General features: G+C 67.9%; 11 protein-coding genes. 6 read left to right on the top strand and 5 right to left on the bottom strand.

All coding sequences use genetic code 11. The features are described 5' to 3' along the window. The first annotated feature begins 10 nt into the window (after positions 1–10). The 5 genes from ACTT2I_RS15720 to ACTT2I_RS15740 all read left to right on the top strand — a co-directional run bounded on the left by ACTT2I_RS15720 (position 11) and on the right by ACTT2I_RS15740 (position 5,813). Complete coding sequence (locus ACTT2I_RS15720) at positions 11–919, top strand: RDD family protein (protein ID WP_088433664.1); 909 nt, start codon at positions 11–13, stop codon at positions 917–919. Positions 920–1,113: 194 nt separating this feature from the next. After that, positions 1,114–3,612 carry a DNA topoisomerase I gene (locus ACTT2I_RS15725; RefSeq protein WP_088433663.1) on the top strand — a complete coding sequence of 833 codons (2,499 nt, stop codon included), beginning with the start codon at positions 1,114–1,116 and terminating at the stop codon, positions 3,610–3,612. A gap of 114 nt (positions 3,613–3,726) precedes the next feature. Then, on the top strand, positions 3,727–4,287 hold the full coding sequence (locus ACTT2I_RS15730; RefSeq protein ID WP_088433662.1) for a Sua5/YciO/YrdC/YwlC family protein: 561 nt from the start codon (positions 3,727–3,729) through the stop codon (positions 4,285–4,287). A gap of 49 nt (positions 4,288–4,336) precedes the next feature. Beyond that, a complete protein-coding gene (locus ACTT2I_RS15735) occupies positions 4,337–5,134 on the top strand; it encodes a DUF4124 domain-containing protein (RefSeq protein ID WP_421099397.1) in 798 nt (265 codons plus the stop codon). A 25-nt stretch (positions 5,135–5,159) separates the two neighbouring features. After that, positions 5,160–5,813 (top strand): DUF4124 domain-containing protein, encoded by a 654-nt coding sequence (locus tag ACTT2I_RS15740; protein ID WP_421098905.1) that lies wholly within the window; start codon positions 5,160–5,162, stop codon positions 5,811–5,813. A 31-nt stretch (positions 5,814–5,844) separates the two neighbouring features. Here the strand turns inward: ACTT2I_RS15740 and ACTT2I_RS15745 are convergent, their stop codons facing one another. Next, positions 5,845–6,621, bottom strand: a complete 777-nt coding sequence (locus ACTT2I_RS15745; RefSeq protein ID WP_088433659.1) for an SDR family oxidoreductase — start codon at positions 6,619–6,621, stop codon at positions 5,845–5,847. A 154-nt stretch (positions 6,622–6,775) separates the two neighbouring features. Between ACTT2I_RS15745 and ACTT2I_RS15750 the strand changes: the two genes are divergently transcribed. After that, positions 6,776–7,012, top strand: a complete 237-nt coding sequence (locus tag ACTT2I_RS15750; RefSeq protein WP_421098904.1) for a hypothetical protein — start codon at positions 6,776–6,778, stop codon at positions 7,010–7,012. A gap of 73 nt (positions 7,013–7,085) precedes the next feature. Here ACTT2I_RS15750 and sppA read toward each other — a convergent pair whose 3' ends face one another. The 4 genes from sppA to ACTT2I_RS15770 all read right to left on the bottom strand — a co-directional run bounded on the left by sppA (position 7,086) and on the right by ACTT2I_RS15770 (position 12,113). Continuing rightward, positions 7,086–8,993, bottom strand: a complete 1,908-nt coding sequence (gene sppA / locus ACTT2I_RS15755; protein ID WP_088433658.1) for a signal peptide peptidase SppA — start codon at positions 8,991–8,993, stop codon at positions 7,086–7,088. Between the two features lie 75 nt (positions 8,994–9,068). Next, a complete protein-coding gene (locus ACTT2I_RS15760; RefSeq protein ID WP_293979156.1) occupies positions 9,069–10,433 on the bottom strand; it encodes an MATE family efflux transporter in 1,365 nt (454 codons plus the stop codon). Positions 10,434–10,552: 119 nt separating this feature from the next. Then, positions 10,553–11,116 (bottom strand): DUF3106 domain-containing protein, encoded by a 564-nt coding sequence (locus ACTT2I_RS15765; protein ID WP_070426045.1) that lies wholly within the window; start codon positions 11,114–11,116, stop codon positions 10,553–10,555. Then, a complete protein-coding gene (locus ACTT2I_RS15770) occupies positions 11,109–12,113 on the bottom strand; it encodes a hypothetical protein (protein ID WP_293979152.1) in 1,005 nt (334 codons plus the stop codon). The genes ACTT2I_RS15765 and ACTT2I_RS15770 overlap by 8 nt, the downstream gene beginning before the upstream one ends. Between the last annotated feature and the right edge of the window lie 381 nt (positions 12,114–12,494).

The raw sequence follows: 12,494 nt of genomic DNA on the forward strand, positions 1-12,494 counted from the left end.
GATTGAAGCAATGATTGAGTGGTATTTCGCCGATGGCCAGGAACGTCAGGGACCGCTGAGCGCAGATGAGATGCGCCAGCGCTTCCAGCGTGGTGAGATCACCCTGGCCACACTGGTGTGGCGCGAAGGGTTCGCGCAGTGGGCACCGCTGTCCGAGGCCGTCGACGAGCTGCAGTTGCAGACCCTGACCGCTGCGGCCGACAACCTCGGCAGCGGCATCGACCTGCGCGGGGATTACACCGCCATCGACAACGGCACTGCCCCCCTGCCCGGCACCGGCGGTGGCACGCACTCGCCGTATACCGCGCCTGTTGCGGCCACCGGCTACGCCAACACGGCGGTGGTCAGCGGTCATGACGTGGTCTACGCCGGCTTCTGGAAGCGCTACGCCGCCTACTTCATCGACTACATCCTGCTCACCGTAGTCACTCTGCCGCTGAGCATGATCATCAACCTGGCCGGCGTCGGCTCGGGCAACGAGGGCGTGCAGGTCGCGCTCACGCTGGTGGTGATGCTGCTCAGCATGGTCATCAGCATCGGCTACTACGCCGGCTTCCACGCCTCGCGCGGCGGCGCCACGCTGGGCAAGATGGCCGTCGGCATCAAAGTGGTGCGTGGCAACGGCGAGCGGATCAGCTTCCTGCGGGCGTTCTGCCGCTACCTGGCGACCATTGTCAGCAGCCTGATCCTGATGATCGGTTTCATCATGGCCGCCTTCACCGAGCGCAAGCAGGCACTGCACGACATGATGTGCGACACCCTGGTGGTGGACAAGTGGGCCTTCACCGAGCATCCCGAGCTGCAGCAGCGCGGCCTGGGCACGGTCACCATCGTGATCCTGGTGATCGCCGCACTGGCCGTGGTGGCCTTGTTCGGCGTGATGATCGCCATGATCGGCGTGATCGCCTCGATGTCCTGATCTGAGCAATCCTCACACCGGGCCGCTTGACATGAGCCGGCCCGGCGTGATTCCACTAATAGGCAGAAAGCTGAACGCCCGGCCCACCCCCGGGCGTTCGGTTTATGTATATCGCCCGCGCCGCTTCACTAATGCGGCCATTTGCTCCACCCTAGCGGCCCTCCCCGGGGCCCTGCCCATAGAATCCTGACGCCATGCCCAAGCACCTGCTCATCGTCGAATCGCCCGCCAAGGCCAAGACGATCAACAAATACCTCGGCAAGGACTTCACCGTCCTGGCCTCGTATGGGCATGTGCGTGACCTGGTGCCCAAGGAAGGCGCGGTCGACCCCGACAACAACTTCGCGATGCGTTACGACCTCATCGAGAAGAACGAAAAGCACGTCGATGCCATCGTCAAGGCCGCCAAGGGCGCCGACGACATCTTCCTGGCGACCGATCCGGATCGCGAGGGGGAAGCGATCAGCTGGCACATCGCCGAGATCCTGAAGGAACGTGGGCTGGTCAAGGACAAGCCTATGCAGCGCGTGGTCTTCACCGAGATCACCCCGCGCGCCATCAAGGAAGCGATGGGCCACCCGCGAGAGATCGCCGCCGATCTGGTCGATGCGCAGCAGGCACGCCGTGCGCTGGATTACCTGGTCGGTTTCAATCTGTCCCCGGTGCTGTGGCGCAAGGTCCAGCGCGGCCTGTCCGCCGGCCGCGTGCAGAGCCCGGCGCTGCGCATGATCGTCGAACGCGAAGAAGAGATCGAAGCCTTCATCGCCCGCGAGTACTGGAGCATCGATGCGCTGTGCGCGCATCCTTCGCAGCACTTCAATGCGCGCCTGATCAAGCTGGACGGCCAGAAGTTCGAACAGTTCACCGTGACCGACGGCGACACCGCCGAGGCTGCGCGCATGCGCATCCAGCAGGCCGCCCAGGGCGCCCTGCACGTCACCGACGTGGTCAGCAAGGAGCGCAAGCGCCGCCCGGCCCCGCCGTTCACCACCTCCACCCTGCAGCAGGAAGCCTCGCGCAAGCTCGGCTTCACCACGCGCAAGACCATGCAGGTCGCGCAGAAGCTGTACGAAGGCGTGGCGATCGGTGAAGAAGAAGGTACCGTCGGCCTGATCTCGTACATGCGTACCGACTCGGTGAACCTCTCCCAGGATGCGCTGGCCGAGATCCGCGACGTGATCGCGCGCGATTTCGGCATCGCCTCGCTGCCGGACCAGCCGAACACCTACCAGACCAAATCCAAGAACGCCCAGGAAGCGCACGAAGCCGTGCGTCCGACCTCGGCGCTGCGCACCCCTGCCCAGGTGGCGCGCTTCCTCACCGATGACGAGCGCAAGCTGTATGAGCTGATCTGGAAGCGCGCCGTCGCCTGCCAGATGATTCCGGCCACGCTCAACACCGTCAGCGTGGACCTGTCGGCCGGCAGCGAGCACGTGTTCCGCGCCAGTGGCACCACCGTGGTCGTGCCCGGCTTCCTGGCCGTGTACGAGGAAGGCAAGGACAACAAGAGTGCCGAGGACGACGATGAAGGCCGCAAGCTGCCGGCGATGAAGCCCGGCGACCGCGTGCCGCTCGAGCGCATCCTGGCCGAACAGCACTTCACCCAGCCGCCGCCGCGCTTCACCGAAGCGGCGCTGGTCAAGGCGCTCGAGGAGTACGGCATCGGCCGCCCCTCGACCTACGCCTCGATCATCCAGACCCTGCTGTTCCGCAAGTACGTGGAGATGGAAGGCCGCAGCTTCCGCCCGTCCGACGTGGGCCGCGCGGTCTCCAAGTTCCTCTCCAGCCACTTCACCCAGTACGTGGATTACGACTTCACCGCCAAGCTCGAAGACGAGCTCGATGCGGTGTCGCGTGGCGAAGAAGACTGGATCCCGCTGATGGCGCGTTTCTGGGAACCGTTCCACAAGCTGGTCGGCGAAAAGAACGAATCGGTCGACCGTGCCGAGGCCAGTGGCGCGCGCGAGCTCGGCACCGACCCCAAGACCGGCAAGCCGGTGAGCGTGCGCCTGGGCCGTTTCGGGCCGTACGCGGCGATCGGCAGCACTGCCGAGGACGCCGAGGACAAGCCCAAGTTCGCCTCGCTGCGCCCCGGCCAGTCGATGCACACCATCTCCCTGGAAGACGCGCTGGAGCTGTTCCTGATGCCGCGTGCGCTCGGCCAGGACAAGGATGAGGACGTCAGCGTCGGCATCGGTCGCTTTGGCCCGTTCGCCAAGCGCGGCAGCACCTATGCCTCGCTGAAGAAGGAAGACGACCCGTACACCATCGACCTGGCCCGCGCCGTGTTCCTGATCGAAGAGAAGGAAGAGATCGCGCGCAACCGGATCATCAAGGAATTCGAGGGCAGCGAGATCCAGGTGCTGAATGGTCGCTTCGGCCCGTACATCAGCGATGGCAAGATGAACGGCAAGATCCCGAAGGATCGCGAGCCGGCCTCGCTGACCCTGGCCGAGGTGCAGAAGCTGATGGAAGAAACCGGCAAGCCGGTGCGCAAGGGCTTCGGCAAGAAGGCCGCCAAGAAGGTCGTGGCCAAGAAGGCACCGGCCAAGAAAGCCGCTGCCGGTGAAGCGACCAAGAAGACCGCCACCAAGAAGGCGGTGAAGAAGGTTGCCAAGAAAGCCACGGCGAAGAAGGCGACCAAGAAGGTGGCCAAGAAAGCGGTGAAGAAGGCCGTCAAAAAGACGTCCTGACCGCCCCGGGCGGCTCACGCCCCTGCGCAGGGGCGCTGCTCCCACCCGCCGCCGGGTTGACCCCTCCCGCCACGGCGGGAGGATAATGCGGGCCATGCATCCGGCCCGCCTGTCATGAACGAATTCACTGTGGACACCGCCCTGCCTGCGCTGCGCGCCGGCGGGGTGATCGCCTATCCCACCGAAGCGGTCTGGGGTCTGGGCTGCGATCCCGCGCACGAAGCTGCGGTGATGAAGCTGCTGCAGCTCAAGCAGCGCCCGGTCGAGAAGGGGATGATTCTGGTCGCCGCCGACCCGGCCCAGCTGGAGGGCTGGGTGCGGATGGATGCCCTGCCGCTGGAACGCCAAGGCGCGGTGCTGGCCAGCTGGCCTGGCGCCAACACCTGGATCCTGCCCGCCGGCGTTCGTGCGCCGCGCTGGATCACCGGCGAGCACAGCGGGATCGCGGTGCGGATCAGTGCCCACCCCCTGGTCGCCGCGCTGTGCCGCGCCTGGGGCGGCCCGCTGGTTTCCACCAGCGCCAACCTCGCCGGTGAGCCACCGGCACGCACACGCGCGGAACTGGACCCGCGCCTGCTGGCCCTGCTCGATGGCCTGATCGATGGCCAGACCGGGGGCCTGGCGCAGCCCACGCCGATCCGCGATGCGCTCAGCGGCCACGTGCTGCGCAGCTGAGCCGCCTTTTGCGTGCAGGCAGGCAAACCCGCACACTGGCCGCATGACCCTGCGCCCTGCCCTGTGGTTGTCCCTGCTCGCCCTGCTGAGCCCCGCCGTGACCGCTGCGGCGCAGAGCGACAACGTGCGCGTCTACCGCTGTGTGGGCAGCAATGGCGCCGTGTCACTGCAGGATGCACCGTGCCGCCAGGGCCGGCAGGAAGTCCGCGACCTGCAGCGCCCGCGCGACCCGGCCCCGCAGGTCGTGCGCAGCGACCGCGCGCCCGAGCCGACACCGGCACCGCGCGCACCCGAGCGCGAGGTGCGCTATGTGCACGTGCAGCCGCCGCAGCCGATGTACGAGTGCACCACCAGCGATGGCGACAGCTACGTCAGCGACAGCAACGAGGGCAATCCGCGCTGGGTGCCGATCTGGACCGAAGCCTATCTGCCCTACTCGCCTGGCCCGAGGCCGCCCTCGGGCGGCTATCCTCCCTCGCGACCGCTGCCACCGATCGCACCGATGGGCAACGGTTCGGTGAGCAGCAGTGGCGGCGCGGTCTCGGTGAGCGGCAGCGGCGCGCGGGTGGGCGGCAGCATCAGCATCGGCGGTGGCAGCTCGCACTGGCAGGGCGGCGGGTATCCGCACCCCGGGCTGGGCAACAGCGTGGTGGTGCCGGCCGGCAACGTGCTGGTGCGCGATGAATGCCATGCGCTGCCCGCGCAGGAAGTCTGCTCGCGGCTGAAAGACCGGCGCTGGGACCTGATCCGCCGCTACAACAGTGCGCTGCAGAGCGAGCGCGATGCGCTGACCCGCGAGCAGCGCGGGATCGACGCGCGCCTGGACCAGGACTGCGGCGGCCACTGAGCGCGCTGCGCCCTACACTGATGCGATGAAACGACAGTATCTGCTGCTTCTGTTGCTTGTGAGCCTGCCCGCTGCGGCCGACGAAGCGGTGTTCTTCCGCTGCACCGACGCCGGCGGCAGCCTGACCATCCAGAGCGTGCCCTGCCCGGCCGGCAGCGAACAGCGCATCCAGCGGATCAGCGCGCCGGTGCGTGCCCCGGCCGCGGTGGAGAATGCACCGGCTGCGCCCACCCCTGACTACCGCATGCCACCGTTGCCGCAGGAGGGCGACGAAGACAGCGGCCTGCTCGACAGTGCTGCGCTACGCCCGGAAACACCGGTGGCGGCGCTTGATGACGCCGGCCCGCCCAAGCCGCCGCTGCCGGAGATCTACCAGTGCGTCTCGGCAGAGGGCGGTCGCTACCTGCATGAGCGCGAACCGGCGCCGCCACGCTGCGAATCCCTCGCCCTTACCGGCCTGGGCGGCAGCCATGCGCCAAGCAACGCGGCGAGCTGCGAAGTGGTCCGCGATGACTGCGAGCCGGTGGTTGAGGAGCAGCGCTGCAGCAACTGGCAGCAGCGCTTCCGCGACGCGCGTGGCCGCGAGCGCTTTGCGGCGCCGGAAAATCAGGCCGCTGCGACCGCCGAGCGCGCGCGCCTGGAAGCAGTATTGGCCGACAGCGATTGCCCGGTTCCGTAACGAGAGTGCCGAGCACCTTTACCGCGCCGGCTCAGAACCCGTAACGCAGGAAGCCGCCATCCACCGCGATGCACTCGCCGGTGACGTAGCTGGAAGCAGGCAGACACAGGAAGCCCACGGCGGCAGCGACTTCTTCCGGTTCGCCGATGCGGCGCATCGGGGTGCGGTCGATCACCTGCTCGTAGTAATCCGGATCGGACAACGGCCCTGAGGTGCGCCGGGTGCGGATGTACCACGGCGCCACGGCGTTGACGCGGATGCCGTCCTCGGCCCATTCCACGGCGAGGTTGCGGGTCATCTGGTGCATCGCGGCTTTGGTCATGCCGTACACAGCGCCGCTGCGCACGTGGGTCAGGCCGGACACGCTGCCGACGTTGACGATCGCCGAAGCGGCATGCCGCGCCAGCAGCGGGTGTGCGTAGCGCGACAGTTCGAACGCCGAGAACAGATTCGTCTCGAAGATCCCGCGCCACTCGTCTTCGGTGTATTCGGTGGCCGGCTTGCTGATGTTGCCGCCGGCGTTGTTTACAAGAATGTGCAGGCCATCGCTGTGGTCTTCCACCCAGTCCAGGATTTCGCGTCGGTCCTCGTCATCGGCGACGTCGGCGGCCAGGCCATGGATTTCGCGGTCCGGGTAGGCATCGGCCAGCTCGTCGCGCGCCATCTCCAGCGCATCCGCATCGCGGCCGACGATCAACAGGTCCGCCCCGAAGCCCAGCAGTTCGCGCGCGATCGCCAAGCCGATGCCGGCGCTGGCGCCGGTGATCAATGCGGTCTGTCCATCCAGTCGCCAACGTTGCGCGCTCACGTGCTTCTCCTGCGGTGATCCATGGGGTGCGGCACCGAACGTGCTGCCCGGATAGGATAACGCGCGATGGCCTGCACACCGGACGCCATCACGCACGAGGCGCGCGGCGGTGGGACACTGGTGCTCCGCTACCGGCTCAACGAGGGAGGTTGCCATGACGATCCGAATTGCCCTGCCGCTGCTCGCGATGATGGTACTGGCCGCCTGCAACCGGCCGGTGCCCCCGGCACCGGATACGCCGCCGGAACCGCAGGCTGCCGAACTGCGCGATGCGTTCCAGAAACCGATCGACCGCGCCAAAGCGGTCAGCGACACCCTGCAGCAGTCCGCCGATGCCCGCGCTGCCGATGCCGACCGCGCCAGCGGTGATGCGCCACCGCCGACCCCCTGACCGCATCGGCCCGATAGCAGAACGCCCGGCAGAAGCCGGGCGTTCGGGTGTCACACGGAACCGCTGAGGCCGCTTACAGACCGCAGAAGCAGTACACCAGCGTCTTGACCGGCGCGGCATTGTTGCGCGGGTCACGCGCGGCCTCTTCGACAAAGCGCAGCTGGGTGTCCAGCTCCGGCATCGAACGGGCCAGCATCAGACGGGCCATGCCCGATTCGCCCAGCATCCAGGCACCGGCATGGCTGCTGGCGAAGCCGCTGAGGAACTGCGCGAACGGCGTCGCCGCCTTCTCGATGTAGCGCACGCGGAACTTGCCGGCCTCGCCAAGCTTGGCGCGGCTGGCGGCATCGGCCACCGCGGCCTTCAGGCCACCGAAGTCGTCGACCAGGCCACGTTCCTTGGCCTGCGCACCGCTCCACACCCGGCCGCGGGCGACTTCATCGACCGCTTCGACCGGCTTGTTGCGCGCGGCGGCAACCTTGCCGGTGAAGTCGGCGTAGCCCTTGTTGATCACCGACTGGATGACCTGGCCCACGGCCGGGTCCATCGGGCGGGTGATGTCGAACGCACCGGCGAAGCGGGTGGTGCCCACGCCATCGGTATGCACGCCGATCTTGTCCAGCGAGCGGGCCACGTTCGGGATCATGCCGAAGATGCCGATCGAGCCGGTGATCGTGGAGGGATCGGCGTAGATGCGATCGGCGTTCATGCTGATCCAGTAACCGCCCGAGGCGGCCAGATCACCCATCGAGACCACCACCGGCTTGCCGGCTTCCTTCAGCGCGACCACTTCGCGGCGGATCTGCTCGGAGGCGAACACTTCACCGCCCGGCGAGCTCACGCGCAGCACCACGGCCTTCACGTCCTTGTCGTCACGGGCTTCGCGCAGCAGCGCCGAGGTCGACTCGCCACCGATGCGGCCGGCCGGCAGATCGCCGCCGGAGATCTCGCCCGAGGCCACGATCACCGCCACCTGCGGACGCGAATCCATCGGCGAACGACGGCTGTCGAGCACGCTCAGGTAGGCATCAAGGTTGACGTTGCGGTAGCCACCGTCGGCGTCATCGTCGGCGATGCCGCGCTCGGTCAGCAGGGTGTCCACTTCCTCGCGCGTCTTCAGGCCGTCCACCAGCTTCTGCTGCAGGGCGAACTTGGCCAGGTCGCCACCGGCGGCGGCGATGCCTTCGGGCATGGTATCGATGCCGGCGGCCAGCTGTGCCGGGTCGAGCTTGCGTGCCTTGGCGATGTCGGCCAGGTAGCGCTGCCACACATCGTTCATCCAGAACAGATCGGCTTCCTTGGCCTGCGGCGACGCGGCATCCAGCACATACGGCTCGGCAGCCGACTTGTACTCGCCCACCTTGAACAGGTGCACGTCCACGCCCAGCTTGTCCTGCAGGCCGGTGCGGAAGTACTGGCGGTAGCGGCCCAGGCCCTCGAGCACCACGCCGCCCATCGGGTCCAGATAGACCTCATCGGCCTGCGAAGCGAGCAGGTACTGCGACTGGCTCATGTTCTCGCTGAAGGCCACGACCTGCTTGCCGGCGGCACGCAGCTCCTGCAGCGCGACGGTCACTTCGCGCATCGAGGCAAAGCCGCTCGGCTGCAGCTTGTCCAGCTCCAACACCACGCGCTCGATCTTCTTGTCGGTCTTGGCGGCCTCCAGCGCGCGGATCAGATCGCGCAGCTGGATCTCATCGGCGCCCTTGTCACCAACCGCCTTACCCAGCGCGCGGCTGACCGGATCGGCACTGAACTGTTCGACCAGCCGGCCTTCCGGTGCGATCACCAGGGTCGTGCGGTCCTGCAGCGACGCCTTGGAGGTCGCGCTCTTGCCCATCGCGACGATGAACAGGATCAGGATCAGGAACAGCAGGCCGAAGAACACCAGGTTGAGGATGAGCCGGCGGGTAAAGTTCATCACATCCCACAGCCCGATGAAGAAGCTGGCGACGGGATTGCGACGCGCGGGTTGGTTCATGGGGGTAACTCCAGAGTGGCTTCTTGCCGTGGTGCCAGAATAGCCGGTGCCGGTCTCGCCGGCATCGGACACAAGTCAGGGTGTCGAAGGGAGACCGGCGCGGGCGCTGCTCACGCGCAGGCGCCAGGCCATCAGGATCGCGGCGGCGGTCAGGCCCAGGATCAGGCCCAGCCACATGCCCTGCGGGCCCATGCCCAGCCCCAGTCCCAGCCCTGCGCCGAGCGGCATGCCCAGGCCCCAGTAAGAGAACATGGCGATGAACATCGGCACGCGGGTGTCTTTCAGCCCGCGCAATGCGCCGGCCGAGAGCACCTGGATGCCATCCGGGAACTGGAACGCCGCCGCGTACAGCAGCAGCGTCGAGGCCAGCGCCGCCACGCCCATGTCGGCGGTGTAGACGCCGACGATGGCGTCATGGCCGAGCAGCAGCACCAGCGCCGACAGCGTCTGCGTGCCCAGGATGATCACCAGCCCGGCGATCGCCGCACGGCGCACACCCAGCCCGTTGCCGCTGCCGACCGCATGGCCGACCCGCACCGTGGTGGCCTCGGCCACGCCCATCGGGATCATGAAGCACAGCTGCGCGACGTTGATCGCGATCTGGTGCGAGGCGGCTTCGGTGGCGCCGAGGCGGCCGATCAGCAGCGCGGTGACGATGAACAACCCGCCTTCCATCAGCACGGTGATGCCGATCGGCAGGCCGGTCCGCAGCAGGTCCCAGATCGCCGACCAGCGCGGCGCTTCGAAATGCGAGAACAGCTGCAGGTGGGCGAAGCGCTTGGTTTTCCACAGATAACCGGCAAAGCACAGCGCCTGCAGCCACATCATGATCGCCGAGGCCATGCCCAGGCCTTCGGCGCCCAGCTCGGGGAAACCGAGTTTGCCGTAGCAGAGCACATAGCCCAGCGGTGCCAGCACCAGCAGGCCGCCGAAGCCGAGCAGCATCGTCGGCAGCGTCCAGTGCATGCCTTCGCTGAGGTAACGCATGCAGAAATACAGGGTCAGCGCCGGGCCGCCCCAACGCACCGCGTGCAGGAACGCGGTCGCGCCCGGCACGATGTCCGGCGCGATGCCGAACGCCGGCAGCAGCGGCGGCACCACCGTGAGGAAGGTGAACATGATCAGCCCGAGCCCCAACGCCAGCCACAGCGCCTGGCGGAACAGCGGGCCGATCTCGCGCTCGCGGCCCGCGCCGTGCAGCTGCGAGACCGAGGCGGTCAGCGAGATCAGAGTGCCGATCGGGATCAGCATCGGCAGCCACAGCAGCGCGGTGCCGATGGTGACGGCCGCAAGCGTGTGCGTGCCGTGGTGACCGGCGATCACGTTGTCGACGAAGGAGATCAGGCCGGTGGAGACATGGCCCAGAACCAGCGGCAGCGCGAGCAGACCGGTGGCGCGCACTTCCCGGGAGAGGCGCGGCGTGGAGGAAGCGGTAGACATGGGAGTCACAGACGGCAACTACGGTCGCGCGCGGAGGGCACAGGCACCGGGTTGCGGCCCGCCATCTTACGCGCGCGGCGGGGGAAAGCCGCGCTTTCAGGTAAACGGAGACGAACCCGTCAGTGCCCCACGTGCTCGCGCAGCCAGGTGTCGCGTGCGGTCGGTGCGACCCCCAGGAACTCGGCACGCACACGGTCGCGGTCCTGCGGCGGGGTGCGCTGGGCGACGAGCGTGAGCTGGGTCAGCTGGGAGGGCGTGAGCTGGCGCAGCACGGCCAACGCGGTGGGACGCTGCTCGGCCGGCAGATAGCCGAACAGGCCCTGCAGCTTGGTGAACTCATGGCCGAGCTGCGGGCCGAGCAACCAGCCGTCGCGGAAGCGCTGGTCCTGCTCGGCGAAGCGCTGGCGCAGCGCCTGCTGCTGGGCCGGAGGCAATGCCGCCACGCGCGCCGCCGCAGCACGGACGCGGGCACGCTCGCCCTCGCTCATGGCCTGCCAGGCGGCATAGCGGCTGCGCAGCTCCCGCAGCTGGGCCGGGTCCAGCGCCGCAGGCGTGGCCGGAATCGCCGGGGCGGTGGCACTGGCAGGTGCGGGCACCGCCAGCGGAACCTCGACCCGGTTGGGGGCGGCGATGGCCGCACTGGAGAGCCCGAGGGCGATCAGCAGGAAGGCAGGCTTACTCATCGGCGGCAGCCGTCTCCAGGCCGGCGGTAGCGGGTTCAGGGCGGCTGGGCTGGGCCTGCGATTCATCGACCGGGACCGGGCCGCCGGCGGCGAACCACGCGTACAGATCGGCATCGCGGGCGGTCGGCAGGTCCGGGTCGGCCAGCATCGCCGCGTCGCTGGCGGCGAACGGCGAGGCGGTCGGTGCCACGGTCGGCAGGTCGTCCGTCGGCAGCGCTTCCACCTTGACCGGGCCCGCGTCGGCGACCGCGCCTTCGGGGGTATCGGCCAAGGGCGCGCCAGCCTGGCGGGCGTGCTTCCACCAGGCCGCGCCGCCGAGCAGCACGCCAACGGTGACGGCCACGATCAGCACGCCCTTCCATGGGAAGCGACGGCCGCGTTGGCGCTTGACCGGGCGGCGCTGGGCGGGCGCATCGGACCTGGCCGGGGTGCGCCAGGAGGCCGCGTCCGGTTGCTGGCTGGTCGGCGCGGCCACCGGTTGCTGCAGCCGCTGCAGGCGACTCGCGGGCAGGTCCCGGATGCGCAGCTGGACCTGTTCGGCCAGGGCGCGCCAGCCGGCGGCGTCGGGATTGCCGTGGGCATCGCGCGGGCAGGCATCGGCCAGGGCGTGCTGGTAGTCGGCCATCGGCAGATCCAGGATCTGCGCGGCAGCGGCTTCATCCAGCCCGCCGCCGATGCGCAGCACGAACGCCAGACGTGCCGGCGGCGTCAGCCCGGCCAGATGCTCCAAGGGCGCCGGCCAATGGCCGGCGGTCGGCTCACGCAAGGGCGCGCGGTGCACCAGCAGCGACCAGAAGCGTTCCGGCCACTGGGCCATGGGCAGGTCGCTGGCGATCCCGGCAAAGGCGCGCATGACCGCGACCAGGGCCTGCTCGGCCACGGTCGGGTCGCCGCACTGCAACTCGGCCACGACCAGGGCCCGGCGTTCAACGCCACGAAGAAATGCCGACAGCGCGCCGGCTGCGGTAGAGGAAACAGGGGCGGGCGCAGCCGTCATAGCAACTCCATCATTGTGTGGAAATGATAGCGATTGCGTCACGCCAGCGGCGCGCGGATGTTCATTTCCTGTGAGTGGCCACGGTCCGCAAAGCCTTCCGGCGCAAAAGGTTGTGCACAGCACCACGCAAAACCGGGGTGGAACTGCAGGTGAGGCCCGCGTCAAGTCTGTTTCAACTTTGTTTCACAGCTATCTCGTTGTTTTTATTGATCATTGTTTCTTGGCTATTTTTTGACCAACCTGAGAAGAACGTCGGAAGTTCCTGACGCAAGGCGGTCACATCCGCAGTGGCACACAGACTTATCCACAGAAGATGTGGATAAGCCCGAATCTCCAATCAACTCGGATATTTAGGTGGGATTTATGATTCGGCGCGTACCC

The sequence above is a fragment of the Stenotrophomonas sp. PUT21 genome (assembly GCF_052232875.1).
Taxonomy (GTDB): domain Bacteria; phylum Pseudomonadota; class Gammaproteobacteria; order Xanthomonadales; family Xanthomonadaceae; genus Stenotrophomonas; species Stenotrophomonas maltophilia_N.